Here is a 14,691-nt window from a genome sequence, read left to right on the forward strand (position 1 = left end):
CCAGTTTTTAAGCGGCCGGTGCCACCCGCAGTCCGGGTAGAGTGCCCTGAATCTGCTGAAAGGGATTGGGGTAGTTGGGATTGAAGGCTTGTGCCGGGAAGGGCGCTGGCTGAATTGGCTGAAATGGGTTGATGGGGGCACTGACCGGTGGCGTCTCGGTGGGCTCCAGAGGCATGGGACCGGTTTCCCGGGCCAGCAGCTTGAAGTTCATTTGATCCCGCTGATCGGGCACCAGGTAGCCAGCGTTGGTCTGTATTTCCCGGTTGATTTGGCGAGCCAGGGCGACGGGCAGCCCGGCGTGGTGAATGGTGGGAATCAGTTCCCGGGCGTTTTTGATGACCGGGCCCGCCACATCATCGTCGCTATCGGCCACCACAAACTTGAGCTGGCTATCTTTGGGGTCGGTATAGGCGCCGGTAATGGTGATCTCGTGTCCCGCCACAATGGCCCCGGTCTCATCGGTATCGGTGGTGCCGATAATCACCGGTTCGTTCATTTGTAAGGCCTGCAAAATGTCCTGAATGGTTTTTTCAAAGGGGCGGTTGTAGCCGAACAGGTAGGAATTGTTTTCTTCCCCCGGCGCCGGGTTGGCCTTGCTGCCAACGGCCTGATAGGTAACCGATTGGAAGCTGCCGTTGTCTTTGACGATGGCTTCCATCAGGGTTTTTTCCGCTTCGGTCAGGCCTTTGCTGGTTTCGCCGGGCACATCAGAGTCTCTGAGATCGGTAGCCGGGTTGTAGGAGTGTGTGGCCAGATAGGTCAGGGCGGACTGGTAGGCGGCCCCAATGGCGTTTCGATAATTTTTGGAGCCCGGATTCCCCTGGCTGGTAATGGCCCGCACCACGCCGGTGGGAGGATTTTCCACCTTGACCAGCACTTCTCCCGGGCCAGAGAGGCTGTAGCTGATTTGGTGGCTATTTAAGAGATTCAGAGCGTCTGCCGGGTTGTCCGGGGAAATTTCCTCGAAGCGGGCTTTTTCGAAAAAGGCGTTCAGGGGGCTGGTCAACTCGTTGATGTGTCGGGCCAGATCCGCCGGTTCCTTGTCCGCCATGTAGTACATAACGCTGGAGGCCACGCAGGTGGCGCTGTTTTCCACGTGTAAATCCTGTGGATTAATCGCGGGGGAAAGCGTGCCGCCGTACAGCGCGGAGGAGTGATGAGCGCCGAGCAAGGCCTGAGCCGCTTGGGGCGTGGTGGGGGCAAAGCGTTGGGAAATGCTGTAGGGCTTGGCCAGCACCTGAAGGGTTTCTTGCAGAATGGCCCGGTTATCGTAGCCCGGGGCGCGGGGAGTGGTTAAAATGCCGTACAACTGGTACAGGGCGGAGTGACCGTCATCGGCTTTCTGTTGGGTTAGCACGCCTTGTTGCAGCAACGTGTGTAAGTGTTGCTGGCTGGTTGGGCCCATGTTTTTGCTGATTTGGGTGAACATTTTTACCCCTAGAACGGGCCCTTCTGGAATTTGTAGTTGGGCAAATCGCTGGTACAGGCTGGGATTCAGGGTGAGGGCGTTGAGGCGATCCTGCTGGGTTTCAACCAGTTGTGGCTTGCAGGGCAAACCGAGTAAGCGGCTGGGGGGGGGGCTCTGGCTTTGGAAGACATCCTGAGACGGTGGCAGGACAGGGAACATCGGTAAGGGATTCGGGGGCAAGGGGTTCGGCCTGGCCATGGTAATGGGTGCATACGGAGGTTGCCCGATGGTTCGGGGTTGAAAGGTGCCGTATGCAAATGGGTAAGAGGGGATTGGAATGCTCATTGCCAGTGGAGTGCCTGCGGGTGAAAAGTGCGGTAACCGTGTCGGAAATTGCTTTGTATCGCCGACGTGTTGACCTATTAAAACCACTCAACCCGGAATGTTGTTAGCAGAGCCCATCCGTTTGGGGCAGGGGCTCAGGGTTCGGTTTTGGCCAGTTCCACCAGCTCGGCAATGGCTTTCTCGGTTTTCTGGGCCATGCTGTCCATATCCCCGTCACAGGGAATCATTTTGCCAACCCGAACTTCCATGTGTTTTTTGCCGTTGCGTTCTACTTGGGCAATGCCGATTGGTAAAATAGGCACTTTGGCCTGACAGGCAAAGAAGGCCACCCCGCGCTTGGCCTGCTTTTCCTCGCCCTCTTTGGCCCGGGTGCCTTCCGGAAAAATACCCAACGCCCAGGTGCCGGTTTTGAGGATTTTAAGGGCGGATTTGACCGTGGATAAGTCCATTTTGGCCCGGTTCACGGCGATGGAGGACATGCCCCAGTTGTACAGGCGCATCCAGAAGTGTTCATAAAGCTCTATTTTGGCCAAAAAGGAAATGGGCTGGTAGTTCAGGGCCAGTGAAACCAGTGGGGGGTCTAGCGATGAAATGTGATTGCAGGCCACCACATAGCTATGGAAGCCTTTGGGCTTGTTTTCTTTGCCCTTAATGCGTAGTTTGTATTTGGTTAAAATGTACAGCTCAATCAGGTGGATGCAAAGCCACTGATACAGCATGTGAGGCCATTTTAACTGGCTATCCTGAAGTTGGGTGTAATTCCACTGGGGGTCAAACTTGAACATGCAACGACTCTCAAAAGCCTAATTCAAACAAGGGGACAGGCCTGTACCAGCATTCTCTGGCGGTCAGGGCAGTTTGGTGAAAGGCCAACGTTATCAACGGGATGATACCACGGACAAAGGGGGTTTTTTTCCCCAGGACAAACGGTATGATAATGGAACGATGTCCAACTTTTTCAGACACGCTCCCCCGCTAGATACCGAGCAGCGGCGATTTTTAGAGGCTATGACCCAGCGCCGCAATGTGATTGCCACGTTTCCGCTTGGCTATTCGCCGGTTTCCCTTTATGCCCTGGCCAGCATGATGGGCAGTGGTCTGGTGGTGGCCGTTTGCCCCGGAAGTCGACAAATTCGGCGGAATCTGGAGCATTTCAAGCAGGCCGAGTTGCGTTTTCCGGACGTGGCCTTTCTGGATGGCACCCAAATGCCCCACGAGGAACGAGCGGTTCATGCGGAGATCAACCGAAACCGGGTTAAATTGCTGTATATTACCCCGGAACGCTTTGCCAGCCTGACTTTTCTGGAAGTGCTGGTGCATGCCACGGTCAATTTTATGGTGGTGGAGGAAGGTGATCGGCTGCTTCCCCAAATTACGGGCCATGCGGCCTACCAGCGATTTTTTGAAGGGGGCTTGCAGCAGTTGGCCCAACTCCCCCCGCTGGCCTTGATGGTACCGCCCTTGCCCAAACCACGCCTGAAAGAGTTGGCAGACCGTTTGGGCTGGGCGGATTATGAAGTGATTCAGGGGCCGCCGGTTTTGGAAGCGGCCACCGTGCAAGTGGCCCCCTTGTTTACTGAGTATCAGAAATTTACCCATCTGGTGAATCAGTTGTCGGGTTCGCCGGGCAGGGGCAGGCTGGGTCGATTGCACCAACCCGGCGTCAGCTGGATTCAGACGGCCTACCCGGCGCAGGCGGAGAAACTGGGCGCTTCGTTGCTGGATTATGGCTTTGAATCGGTGGGCATTACCCACTACAAAAAAACACCCCGAGAACAGGCCCGTGTTCTGGAGCGGGCCAACACAGACCCCAATACCGTTGTGGTCAGTGCCGGATCGGATTTGCGCTACTGGACGCCGGATTCGGCATTGAAACCCCGGCTGGTGTTCTGGACACCGCCGGTGAGTGTGGATGAAATCCTGGCGCAGGTGTTTCGGTACCCGGTGTGGGGGCGTACGGACAGTGCCCGGCAGGGACAGTCCACCATGCACGGTTTGGTCTACCATACCAAGGAGGATTATCTGGCCGGGTTGAAGCGTTTACAGTACAGTCACAGCCTGTCGGCGGAAGAAGTTTACGCCAAGACGCAGTCGCTGAAGCAGTATCGCCGATGGGTGCTTTCCAAAGGGTGCCGGTTGTTGAGCCTGATTGCCTATCTTCAGGGTGCCAGCCGGGTTCAGGGAGCGCCCTGCGGTCGGTGCGATCAGTGTCTGGCCAGCACCCGAGGATGGCAGGGTGGCTGGCATCGATTGCCCCGCTGGATTCAGCAGTGGATTTTCTAGGCCCTTGTTAGGTCGAACCTGCTTTGGGGCGCTTGTTTTGTTCAACAGGTCTTGTTGAGCATGGGCTCGAACCGGCAGCGGGGAACGGGCTTAAAATCTCCTACAGGCACATGATATTGCGGCTTATTATTTGTTTATAGATATTCAAAAAACATATAATGGCCTGGTAGTGCAATAAATTATCGGTGGTTCAGCGACTGTGGAAATCACATCGATTATTGGATTAGCCCTGGGCTTGGCCGCTGTTTTCGGCGGTGCCATCCTGGAAGGTTTGCCTCTTTCCGCTATTGTGCAGCCCACTGCTTTTATTATCGTGTTTGGGGGCATGTTGGGCGCTATTTTGCTGCAATCGCCCCAGGTGGACTTGATCAACGCGGTGAAAGATTTACCCATTATTTTTTTAGGGGTGAAGGAAAAACCGGGAGAAGTTGCTGAACTGATTGTGAACATGGCTCTTAAGGCCCGTAAAGAGGGGATTTTGGCCCTGCAAAACGAGATCGCTTCCATTGAAGATCCGTTTTTGAAAAAAGGCCTGGAGCTGATGACCGATGGTACCGACCCCCAGCTCTTGCGGGAGTTATTGGAAACCGAATTGCACCATTATGAGGAATCGGTGGGGCACGCCTCCAAGGTGTGGGAAGGCTGCGGGGCTTACGCGCCCACGGTAGGGATTATCGGGGCGGTGTTGGGCCTGATTCACGTCATGCAGAACCTGAACGATCCCAGCAAGTTGGGCGGTGGGATTGCCGTGGCTTTCGTGGCCACCGTGTACGGGGTAGCGGGGGCCAACCTGCTGTTTATTCCGTTGGGTGGCAAATTAAAGGGCAACCGCCGACAAACCATTATGACCCGGGCCATGATGCTGGAAGGTATTTTGTCCATTCAGGCCGGGGAAAGTCCCAGTTTTATCTCCGAAAAGCTCAAGGTCTTTATGCACGGGCATGAGGGAAGCCACAAAGACGCTGCCGGTCATGACGGCTAGGCGATTTTCGGCTGCGCAAAGATAGGTTTTTAATTTGGCATGGCAAAAAAGCACAAGCATCCTGAGCATGAAAACCTGGAGCGGTGGCTGGTTTCCTACGCCGATTTTATGACCCTGCTGTTCGCCACGTTTACCGCCTTGTACGCCATGGCGCAGACGGACGCGGCCAAGCTCAAGGACATCAGCGCGGCCATTCGGGAAGGGTTTGAGGAGCAAAGCATCATGAGTGGGATTAAAAGCGTGTTGCAGGGGCAAAGCCCCCCCAGCAAAAATCCGGATCCGCTTAGTCAGGAAAAGGGCGCGGGGCCGGGGGTCATCGGCAAGTTTGACAGCATGACCTACCAGCCGGGCGAGGTGCGCTCCACCCAAAAGCTGGTGGACGATTTGACCAGCGATTTGAAGGACGCCAACCACGAGATTAAAAGCCTGACCGTGGGGGCCGGTGGTAACCAGAATGAGCCCGGTGGGCAAGGACAGAATGGCGCAGGCGGGCCGGGTCAGGCATCCAAACCCATGGAGGCAGGGCCACCGGGCACGGAAGAGGGGCAGGTGCCCATGCGCCAGATTGAGGTTTCCGTGCAGGAGCGGGGCATTCGTATCAGTTTTGACAGCCGCTTGCTGTTTGGGCCGGGAGAGTCCAGCCTGCGTCCCTTTGCCTACAAATTTCTGGACAAGGTGGCCGCTCGGCTCAAAAAATTTGATAGCCATCGCATCCACATCGAAGGGCATACGGATAAGCAGCCCATTGCCAGTTCCCAGTTCCCCTCCAACTGGGAGTTATCCTGTGCCCGCTCCAGCAGCGTGGTTCGCTTTTTTATTGGCAGGCATCAATTTAACCCTTCCTCTCTGGTGGCGGTGGGTTACGGCGATACGCAACCCATCTCTAACAACGCTACGGCGGAAGGTCGGGCCCGTAACCGGCGGGTGGATATTATTGTGTACAACGAGAAAATGAGCAGCGTTCTGAATCCCCGAACGCAATTCATGGGCGAGCAACAGATTGTCAAAAGTGTGTCCGATGGCCCGGAAAACCCCCAGGCGGTGCTGCCGGTTCTGCCTGCGCCCGATGCTGGCGGCACCACGTCTGGGCCGGTGAAAATTATTATCAAGGAAGCGGATGGGACCGAAAAAATTCTGGTGCCTAAAACCAGGCCCGCTAAAGCGGAGTCAAAACCGGTGCCGGTTCTGGTGGATGTTCAGTCCGCGCCGGGGAAGGCTGGGACGCCCAAAGCGGTGAAAGCGGACTAAAGCCACCCGGTGTAAAAATCTGCTATGGACAAAAAGCCCCTGAAGGTCACAAGGACTGCATCAGAGGCTTTTCGTTTTGTAATCAGGACGATTTAATTTAAATCAGTCTTCTTTCGCTCCTCCGTTCAATTTGCGCTTGCTAATCTGTGACCTCTGTCTTGTCTCTATCTCTACCCGACTCTCCTTTCTCTGATTGCTTGATGACCGACGGAGGACACACCGAAGGTTATGGCGGCGATCATCGCTCGGGCCGAAACACCACCCATACGGGGACAGTGTTTGATGCTGTTGAAGCTCCTCTCTTCATTGGTACCGGCAATCGATCGTTACGCCCGTAGTGATTATAAGAAAATAAAAACAAATAAATGGCGGCGATTGTCTTTCCGTATGGTAAAAATGATTTTACAAAGGGAAAAGGCCCACCTGGAGTGCGTTTTACGTCAAGGCAATCGTTTATAAATGGAAATATATGCCGATGGAAGTAAGGGCGCTATGTACGGCCTATCGCGCTTTTCGCTATTGTGGAAGGCAGGGGCTAGCGAGCTTTTTTCTCAATGCGGGCGTAGTTTTTGGCAAAACCCTGAGAACTCATCAGGCCCGGACTGAGCTGAGTGGCTTTGTCATAGGCGGCTTTGGCCTCCGGCCATTTTTTCAGTTTCTCGTATGTGTCGCCCAGTTTCAGGTAAATATTGTCCCATTGCTGATAGATGCGGGCGGCCTCCTGGTACTTCAAACTGGCCTCTTCATAGTTTTTTTCATTAAAGGCCAAAGTGCCTTCATCGGCTTTTTGGGCCGCCAAGGACTGTTTGCTCTGGATGCGCTTGAGGGCCATTTGATAGCCCGCCGCCGAATTCAGTTGGCTGGCTCGTTGGTAAAACACTTTGGAAAATTGCAACTCCTGCACTAGCAACAGGCGATCGGCCAGCCGGGCGTATTCGGCTTCGGATAAGCCATCCACCCCCTCCAGCCGTTCATGGGCCGTTTTCAACTCGCCCACCAAAAAGGCGGCCTCTCCGGCCACGGCGTCGTCATTAACCTTGCTCATCACCAGCAGATCCTGGCGACGATCCTCACTCAGCGTTCCTTGTCGGGCGATGAGCAACTTCAGCCGATCCAGTTGCCGGTTGGGCTGGTCCGGATTCTGTGCCAGGGCCTCTTCCACCCGCCGGAGATCGTTTTCGGTGTCGGCATCCGGTTGATTGGGCCGGTAAAAGTAATTCAGGTAATGCAAACTGGCCAGCGCACTCAGTCCCTCTTCCACGGTGGCTGGGTCGCTGCCCCTGATATTGAGTAGGCGTCGCCATTGTTTGCAGGCCACCTCGATTTTTTCCAGACGGGTATTTTGTCGGGCCTCCTCATACAAGCTGCTGAGAATATCCGGTTTGAGGGTCAGGGCCTTCTGGAAAGCAGTCAGGCTTTGCTGATTTTGTTGGGTGAGTTCATACAGTTCCCCCAGCTTGAGCCACACCTGCGCGTCACGGGGCGTGTAGCGGGTCAGGGTTTCGTAATACTGTAGGGCGTTGGGCGTTTCTCCCAGTTTTTCATACTGGGTGGCCAGTAAATAATCCCGTGCTGGCAGGCGCCCGTAGTCCAGCTGCTCCGATTTGGCGGCGTATTTCACGGCTTCCGCCGGGCGGTTGGCGGTGGCGAGTAATTGGGCGGTCAGAAAGTAGTTCATGGCGTCCAGCGGGTCCAGTTCAGTGGCGTGCAGAATGGTATCCCGGGCTCTGGGAATGTCTCGCACTTTCATGTAAAACCGGGCCAGCCCTTGAAAGGCCGGGATAAACGTGGGGCGAATCCGCAAGGCCTTTTGCAAATTCTGCTCCGCAGTGATGAGATCGTTTTTCTGCAGACTCCATTCCGCCGCGTAGCTCAGCACCAGGGGGCTTTCCGGGTTCAGGCCCAGGGCCTGTTTAAAATGCTCCTCGGCCAGGGCCTGATAATCTCGGGTATTGTCGGCCAGTTTTCCGTTGGGAGCGTTTTGCCAAAGCTGAAATAAATGGCCCAGCGTGGCTGCCGTTTCCGCCGAATCGGGGTGTTGGGCCAGGGCTTGCTCCAGAACGGACTTGGCCTTGGGGTAATCGAATTGACGAATGGCGATGTTGGCCATGGCAAGCTGGGCGTTCAGGTCTTTGGGGTGAACTTTCAGATATTCCTTGTAAATGGCCGCCGCCGATGTGGCGCGTCCGTCTTGTAAAAGCTGCGCCGCTTTGTCCAGAGCGCTCTCGCCGTAGGCTGGCAAGAGCGTCAGTGCGCTCAGGCCCACTCCGGAAATGAGCAAGGTTGCGCTAGATGTGGCAAAGATTGCGGGAATTATAGAAAATCGGCCTCCCCGCTTGGCGAAAAATGGTGGTATCATCAAGATGTCCAAAATCTGTCATTAAACTTTGACTTGTTCCACAGTTTATTTTTAAATGATACTGGTTTATGGATTGTAAATCAGCCGGGTGAGCCAAATTCCTTATCAGTCATTGTCTGAGTCAAGCCCCACCCCCTCTCACTGAGCGCTTTGCCCATAGTTTGGACCGTATTTATATAGAAGAGACGAACGAGACAAGGCCATGCATTTAACCGGTTACTCCATGTTGCTCTTGCTGCTGTTGCTGGCGGCTATCACTCCTTTTCTGATGATGGGAATTTCCCAGATCGTTCAGGTGAAATACCCCACCCGCCTGAAGTACACCACGTACGAGTCCGGGATGACGCCGTTTGGCGATTCGCATATTCAGTTCGACGTCAAATTTTATATGTACGCCCTGCTGTTCATCCTGTTTGATATTGAAACGGTCTTTTTGTTCCCCTGGGCGGTCGCTTTTGAACGCTTGACGCAGAGTCTGGGCTTGTTCCCCATTGTTGAAATGTTTATTTTTATCGGAATCCTGATGCTGGGCCTGGTTTACGCCTGGAAGCGTGACGCCCTCAGGTGGCAGTAAGAAGGACGGAGGTTATTTCTGTATGTCTTTAACAGAAACCGTTGTAACTGGACTTCAGGACCTGCTGGAAAGCTCTGGCATTATGGTGACAACCATTGACACGGTCTACAACTGGGCCCGTTCCAACTCGGTCTGGCCCATGACGTTTGCCACTTCCTGCTGTGGTATCGAAATGATGACCGTCGGGGCCTCCAAGCACGATATTTCTCGCTTCGGGTCTGAAGTGTTCCGGGCCACCCCCCGGCAGTCCGACCTGATTATTACCGCGGGCACCATTACCCACAAAATGGCACCCGCCCTGGTGCGTTTGTATGAGCAAATGCCAGAGCCCAAGTATGTGATTGCTATGGGTGCTTGCACCGTTACCGGCGGGATGTATGAGAACGACTCTTATTCGGTGGTGCGTGGCGTGGATCGTCTGATTCCGGTGAATGTGTATGTGCCGGGCTGTCCTCCTCGTCCGGAAGCCCTGCTGGACGCCCTGATTCAGCTGCAAAAGCAAATTCGCACCGAGTCCATCGTGGATCGTAAAAAGCGGGCCGCCGAGCATGTGCCTCGGGTGGAAATTGGCCCGGGTGAAGTCTTATTGCCCAAGGCTGGCCAACCCAATGTGAAATGGGGTGTCCAGAAGTACGCTTATCCGGTGGATGAGCTGCAAGCCGAAGGCAAAATACCGTTAGTCAGAGGAAATGTGAAGTACCGCCATGAGCGAAGAGCAGAAAGAGAACAGCAAAGAGCCGGTCGCTAAGGTTACCGCTCCCGCAGAAGCAGAGCCTGCACCCGTTCCTGCGGGTAAGATTGGTCAGCTCCTCGAAAAATTAAACATTCCGGTTAAGCACCTGGGCAACGACGCCATGGGCACTGAAATGATTGACGTGTCTTGCGCGAATTTGCTGAAGGCCGCCGAAATCATTCGTGATCACGGGCAGTTTGATTTGCTTCTTTCCTGTGCCGGTGTGGATTGGAAGGATCGGCTGGAATCTGTTTATCACCTCTACTCCACCAAAACGTTTGAATATCTGTGCCTGAAAGTCACTGCCGAGAATGAGCATTCTCCCAGCTTGATGCCGATCTGGCATGCCGCTGACTGGCATGAGCGGGAGTCCTATGATTTGTTGGGGATTCATTACGACGGGCACACCAACCTGACCCGTATTTTAATGCCCAATGACTGGTTGGGGCACCCGCTCCGCAAGGATTATAAAGTGAACGACCCTCGTCTGGTCTGGAATGAACGGTAAGGACAGCTGACGATATGACAATTTCAGAAATTCCAGGGGTGCATACCGAGCAGGGTCTGAAGACTGAAGACCTTGTGATCAATATTGGCCCCCAGCACCCTAGTACTCACGGTGTATTGCGGTTGGTCACCACACTGAACGGCGAAGTGGTGAAGGATATGGAGCCCATCATTGGCTACCTGCACCGCAGCAAAGAGAAAATGGCCGAATCGCGTTCCTACTTTCAGTATCAGCCCACTTTAGACCGGGTAGAGTATCTTTCTTCTTTCTACGATCACTTTGTGTTTGTGACTGCCATTGAGCGCATTGCCAACCTCAAAGTACCCAAGCGGGTTCACTACATCCGCATGATCACCATGGAGTTGAACCGCATTACCTCGCACTTGTTGTGGTTTGGTACGTTCCTGCTGGATTTGGGGGCGACCAGTCCGCTGTTTTACGCTTTTCGGGAGCGTGAAGAAGTCTTCAAGCTGTTTGAAGACCTGACGGGCGCTCGTATGATGTACAACTACTACCGCTTTGGCGGGGTCAATGCCGATCTGCCGCCCGGCTGGATTGCTCACTGCCGTGATTTCGTGCGGAAAATGCCTGCCATCATTGATGAGTATGAATCCATCGTCACCCAAAACCCCATCATTCTGGATAGAACCGTGGGCATTGGCAAAATGGATATGGAAACCTGCCTGAAGTACGGCGTGACTGGTCCCAGTATGCGGGCTGCCGGTGTTTCGCAGGATTTGCGGAAAACCAATCCATACGCTTGCTACGACGAAGTGGAATTTGATGTGCCGTTGGGCAAGCATGGGGACGTTTATGATCGTTACTTGGTGCGTATGGCCGAGATGCGTGAATCCTGCCGAATTATCGAGCAGTGTCTGGATAAAATCCCCGGCGGCGACACCCAGAACATCCTGAATAAGCAGGCCGAGATCGAAGCGGCCCGTCAAGCGGCCAAAGAGAAGGGTGAAGATCCCAAAGCCATCCCTGACATTGATTTTGACTGGCAGACCCAGGGCCAGAAGATCAACTTGATGACTTACAAGCCACCGGCTGGAGAAGCCTTTGTGGCCTGTGAATCTCCCCGTGGCATGCTGGGATGTTATATCATCAGTGATGGTACGCCCAAGGCTTACCGGATGAAGTGGCGTGGGGCCTCTTTTTCCAACTTGTCTGTCCTGCCGGAGCTGATGATTGGTAATTTGTACCCAGATTTGATGGCTATCTTTGGTAGCCTGGATGTTATTTTGCCGGAGGTTGATCGCTAAATGTTCCAGACTCCCCCCGATTATCCAGCCTGGCTGCCCCAGTTTCTGAATGAGCTGACCCGGTTATTGGGTCTGAAAATGAACTGGAATGACTTTGGCCCGGTGCTATTAATTTTGTGGACAGTGGTTATTTTCACCCTGATCGCCACTGCTGCCATCACTTCTGTGACCTTCCTGGTCTTGATGGAACGTAAGGTTCTGGCCTGGATGACCCAGCGGAAAGGCCCCAACCGGGTCGGCCCCTGGGGGACCCTGCAAACCTTCGCCGACGCGTTCAAGCTGCTGTTTAAAGAAGACATCATGGTGGATGGACAGGACAAGTTTCTGTTTACCATTGCCCCTGCCATTTTCTTTTTACCGGCCTTTGTGTTCTTCGGCCTGATTCCGTTCACGGATCAGTTGCTGGCGGTGGCGCTGCCCGCGGGTGCCCTGTTTGTCTTTGCCATCTCTTCCATCTCGGTGGTGGGGATTGTTCTGGCCGGTTGGGCCTCCAACAACAAGTATTCCCTGTTGGGCGGCATGCGGAGTGCCGCGCAGGCCATCAGCTATGAAATTCCTCTGGTGATGGCCGTGTTGGCGGTGGTTCTGTTTACCGGAACCATGAACATCGGCCAAATTGTTCAGGCCCAGCAAGGTGGATTCTGGAACTGGTACGGTATCTTGCTAACGCCGCTCAGTCTGGTGATTTTCTTTGTGGCCGCTCTGGCGGAAGTGAACCGGATTCCCTTTGACTTGCCGGAAGCCGAAAGCGAGTTGGTCAGCGGTTACAACACCGAATATTCCGGGATGAAGTTCGCCCTGTTCTTTCTGGCCGAGTACGCCTCACTGTTTGCCATGAGCGCCTTTACCGCGGCCTTCTTTATGGGTGGCTACTACAGTCCTTTTGGCCCTTTTGTGATGTCTCTCATTTCTGGTCAGGAGCCTGCCCAAATGACCGGGCTGCTCCAGTTGGCGTTGCAAATCGAGATGCTGTTCTGGTTCATTCTGAAAACCTATGCCTTCATCTTCCTGGCCATGTGGATTCGGGGTACCCTGCCTCGCCTGAAGCCGGATCAGTTGATGGGCTTTAGCTGGAAGTTCCTGATTCCGCTCTCTCTGATCAACATTTTTGCCATCGCCATTGAAAAATACGTGATGCTGCCGCCCGCCAACGGTAAAACCGTTCTGCAAAGCCTGCCCATCCTCAATGCCCAGACCGTGATGCCTTGGGCCGGTTGGCTGGTGGCTGTCAGTGTCGTTTTCTGGCTCTTCTTTGTGCTGATGAGCCGTCTCCTGAGTGAAAAATTAGAAGCGAGGTTAGCCCGCCGATGAGTGCCAAACACAATGATATTCAACAAAATCGGGTCATCGATGGTCTAAAAGCCATTGGCCAAGGGATGGCAACGGTGTTCAGCCACTATTTCCGCCCGCCCATTACCCTGGAATACCCTGAAGTGATGCCGGATCTCAGTACCCGCTTTCACGGGCGGCTCTGTCTGCTCAGTAAATCCGACGGGACCGATTTGTGTGTGGGCTGTCAGGCTTGTGCCCGGGTTTGCCCCTGCACCGACTTGATTCAGATTGAAATGCATCGGGACGTCAACAAGAAGCCAGTCATTGATATGTTCACCATTGACATGGGACGTTGCATTTTCTGTGGCAATTGCACGGAAGTCTGTCCGGTGGATTGCATCAAAATGTTGCCGGACTTTGAATTGGCCGACTACTCCCGTGAGGCCTTGGTGCTGGATAAGAAGGATCTGACCTTGTCGGGTGAAGATTCCGATCACTGGCGCTTGGTTCATGGCATGGAGCCATTGGTGCAATAGCCCCGGTTTTTACCTGGAGCCTCTTTTCCTTTAAGATTGTGTAAAGCCGTTTGAGTATCGTAGTTAGTGCAAGAATCAGCAGCCCAACCAGCCGTTGGGCAGGGTAGAAGGAATCAATGATCAATGCTAGATAGCGCCATCTTCTGGATATTTGCCGTTGTTTCGGTGGTTGCCGCATTGGGTGCCGTCTTGAATCGCAGTAATATTTACGCCGCCTTGTGCCTGATTGCTGTATTCATGTCCATTGCCGGCTTTTATTTGCTCAATAACGCCGACTTTTTGGCCATCGCCCAGATTATTATTTACGCGGTGGGCCTGACCATTATTATGCTGTTTGCCATCATGTTCACCGGTGATAAGCCCCTGCAGGCCAAAAAGGCCAGTCAAGCGGGCAAAGTGGCTTACGGAATCATCATCGCCTACGTGTTTGCCCTGTTGTTGCGAGGCTCCCTGATTGGGCCGGGGGCCAACTTAAGTACAGTGAACCCTGCCCTGGCTGCCGCCTTCACCATCGAGGGCAGTACCAGCATGCTGGGTGCGTTGCTCTTCAGCAAATATGCCTTGCCCTTCGAGTTGGCCTCCATCTTGTTGTTGGCCGCCATGATTGGGGCTATTGTCATTGCCAAGAAGCGCTTCTACGAGTCGGATGAAACGCTGCTGGGCGATGTCCGCCTGCCAGTGGATACCAATAGCGCCCCACCGGAGATCGCCATTGAGGCTCTGCGGCAGAAACGAGAGGCCGAGCTGGCTGAGCGCCAAGCGGCCTTGAAGAACGCCGAATCCGGCACAAGCGGTCTATCCCAACAGTAAGTTTTGGAGTTAATTTGAGCTATGCCTGATTTTATAACCCACATCGGATTAACCCACTATGTAGTGATTGCCACTATCCTCTTCACCATTGGTCTGGCCGGTGTGCTGACCGGACGTAACGTGGTCCGTGTCTTGATGGCCGTTGAGTTGATGCTCAGCGCGGTGAATATCAACCTGGTGGCTTTCAATAATTTTTCCCCCTTTGGGGATGCCCTGTTGGGTCAGGTTTTCGCAATTTTTGTACTGACCGTATCCGCTGCTGAAGCGAGCGTGGGCCTGGCCATTGTGATTGCCTTGTATCGGGCTCGGGCCACGGCGGATATGGAAGATTTTAACCTGTTGAAATGGTAAGAGTTTGGAGCTGACAA

14 protein-coding genes are annotated in these 14,691 nt (G+C 54.1%); 11 read left to right on the top strand and 3 right to left on the bottom strand.

Annotated features, from left to right (window positions below):
* Positions 1-7 precede the first annotated feature (7 nt).
* Positions 8-1,753: a hypothetical protein gene (locus tag DF283_RS06505; RefSeq protein ID WP_303673926.1), complete on the bottom strand. Its 1,746-nt coding sequence runs from the start codon at positions 1,751-1,753 to the stop codon at positions 8-10.
* Between the two features lie 134 nt (positions 1,754-1,887).
* Positions 1,888-2,538 carry a lysophospholipid acyltransferase family protein gene (locus tag DF283_RS06510; RefSeq protein WP_303673927.1) on the bottom strand — a complete coding sequence of 217 codons (651 nt, stop codon included), beginning with the start codon at positions 2,536-2,538 and terminating at the stop codon, positions 1,888-1,890.
* A gap of 160 nt (positions 2,539-2,698) precedes the next feature.
* On the opposite strand from DF283_RS06510, the gene DF283_RS06515 reads away from it, so the two are divergent.
* From DF283_RS06515 to DF283_RS06525, 3 genes are all read left to right on the top strand, one after another.
* Positions 2,699-4,036 carry a RecQ family ATP-dependent DNA helicase gene (locus tag DF283_RS06515; protein WP_303673928.1) on the top strand — a complete coding sequence of 446 codons (1,338 nt, stop codon included), beginning with the start codon at positions 2,699-2,701 and terminating at the stop codon, positions 4,034-4,036.
* Positions 4,037-4,235: 199 nt separating this feature from the next.
* Positions 4,236-5,018 carry a flagellar motor protein gene (locus DF283_RS06520; protein WP_303673929.1) on the top strand — a complete coding sequence of 261 codons (783 nt, stop codon included), beginning with the start codon at positions 4,236-4,238 and terminating at the stop codon, positions 5,016-5,018.
* A gap of 39 nt (positions 5,019-5,057) precedes the next feature.
* Positions 5,058-6,266, top strand: a complete 1,209-nt coding sequence (locus DF283_RS06525; RefSeq protein ID WP_303673930.1) for an OmpA family protein — start codon at positions 5,058-5,060, stop codon at positions 6,264-6,266.
* Positions 6,267-6,801: 535 nt separating this feature from the next.
* Here the strand turns inward: DF283_RS06525 and DF283_RS06530 are convergent.
* Complete coding sequence (locus tag DF283_RS06530) at positions 6,802-8,547, bottom strand: tetratricopeptide repeat protein (protein ID WP_303673931.1); 1,746 nt, start codon at positions 8,545-8,547, stop codon at positions 6,802-6,804.
* Between the two features lie 280 nt (positions 8,548-8,827).
* Between DF283_RS06530 and DF283_RS06535 the strand changes: the two genes are divergently transcribed.
* The 8 genes from DF283_RS06535 (at position 8,828) to nuoK (ending at position 14,674) form a co-directional block, all read left to right on the top strand.
* On the top strand, positions 8,828-9,199 hold the full coding sequence (locus DF283_RS06535; protein ID WP_303673932.1) for an NADH-quinone oxidoreductase subunit A: 372 nt from the start codon (positions 8,828-8,830) through the stop codon (positions 9,197-9,199).
* Positions 9,200-9,221: 22 nt separating this feature from the next.
* Entirely contained in the window at positions 9,222-9,947 is a 726-nt protein-coding gene (locus DF283_RS06540; protein WP_333782279.1) for an NADH-quinone oxidoreductase subunit B, read from the top strand.
* A complete protein-coding gene (locus tag DF283_RS06545) occupies positions 9,904-10,440 on the top strand; it encodes an NADH-quinone oxidoreductase subunit C (protein ID WP_303673933.1) in 537 nt (178 codons plus the stop codon). The genes DF283_RS06540 and DF283_RS06545 overlap by 44 nt, the downstream gene beginning before the upstream one ends.
* Before the next feature lie 14 nt (positions 10,441-10,454).
* Complete coding sequence (locus DF283_RS06550) at positions 10,455-11,705, top strand: NADH-quinone oxidoreductase subunit D (protein WP_303673934.1); 1,251 nt, start codon at positions 10,455-10,457, stop codon at positions 11,703-11,705.
* A complete protein-coding gene (gene nuoH / locus DF283_RS06555; RefSeq protein ID WP_303673935.1) occupies positions 11,706-13,016 on the top strand; it encodes an NADH-quinone oxidoreductase subunit NuoH in 1,311 nt (436 codons plus the stop codon).
* Positions 13,013-13,513 (top strand): NuoI/complex I 23 kDa subunit family protein, encoded by a 501-nt coding sequence (locus tag DF283_RS06560; RefSeq protein ID WP_303673936.1) that lies wholly within the window; start codon positions 13,013-13,015, stop codon positions 13,511-13,513. Before nuoH ends, DF283_RS06560 begins: the two co-directional genes overlap by 4 nt.
* Before the next feature lie 123 nt (positions 13,514-13,636).
* Positions 13,637-14,323: an NADH-quinone oxidoreductase subunit J gene (locus DF283_RS06565; RefSeq protein WP_303673937.1), complete on the top strand. Its 687-nt coding sequence runs from the start codon at positions 13,637-13,639 to the stop codon at positions 14,321-14,323.
* Positions 14,324-14,344: 21 nt separating this feature from the next.
* A complete protein-coding gene (nuoK, locus tag DF283_RS06570; protein WP_303673938.1) occupies positions 14,345-14,674 on the top strand; it encodes an NADH-quinone oxidoreductase subunit NuoK in 330 nt (109 codons plus the stop codon).
* Positions 14,675-14,691: the final 17 nt, after the last annotated feature.

This window comes from Vampirovibrio chlorellavorus (genome assembly GCF_003149375.1).
GTDB lineage: Bacteria > Cyanobacteriota > Vampirovibrionia > Vampirovibrionales > Vampirovibrionaceae > Vampirovibrio > Vampirovibrio chlorellavorus_B.

Bases quoted from the DNA above. Each gene is read 5' to 3' on its own strand.
- DF283_RS06535 (WP_303673932.1), top strand. From the start codon at position 8,828: ATGCATTTAACCGGTTACTCCATGTTGCTCTTGCTGCTGTTGCTGGCG.
- DF283_RS06540 (WP_333782279.1), top strand. From the start codon at position 9,222: ATGTCTTTAACAGAAACCGTTGTAACTGGACTTCAGGACCTGCTGGAA.
- nuoH (WP_303673935.1), top strand. From the start codon at position 11,706: ATGTTCCAGACTCCCCCCGATTATCCAGCCTGGCTGCCCCAGTTTCTG.
- DF283_RS06505 (WP_303673926.1), bottom strand. From the start codon at position 1,753: ATGAGCATTCCAATCCCCTCTTACCCATTTGCATACGGCACCTTTCAA.
- DF283_RS06545 (WP_303673933.1), top strand. From the start codon at position 9,904: ATGAGCGAAGAGCAGAAAGAGAACAGCAAAGAGCCGGTCGCTAAGGTT.
- DF283_RS06515 (WP_303673928.1), top strand. From the start codon at position 2,699: ATGTCCAACTTTTTCAGACACGCTCCCCCGCTAGATACCGAGCAGCGG.
- DF283_RS06525 (WP_303673930.1), top strand. From the start codon at position 5,058: ATGGCAAAAAAGCACAAGCATCCTGAGCATGAAAACCTGGAGCGGTGG.
- DF283_RS06560 (WP_303673936.1), top strand. From the start codon at position 13,013: ATGAGTGCCAAACACAATGATATTCAACAAAATCGGGTCATCGATGGT.
- DF283_RS06510 (WP_303673927.1), bottom strand. From the start codon at position 2,538: ATGTTCAAGTTTGACCCCCAGTGGAATTACACCCAACTTCAGGATAGC.
- nuoK (WP_303673938.1), top strand. From the start codon at position 14,345: ATGCCTGATTTTATAACCCACATCGGATTAACCCACTATGTAGTGATT.
- DF283_RS06550 (WP_303673934.1), top strand. From the start codon at position 10,455: ATGACAATTTCAGAAATTCCAGGGGTGCATACCGAGCAGGGTCTGAAG.
- DF283_RS06565 (WP_303673937.1), top strand. From the start codon at position 13,637: ATGCTAGATAGCGCCATCTTCTGGATATTTGCCGTTGTTTCGGTGGTT.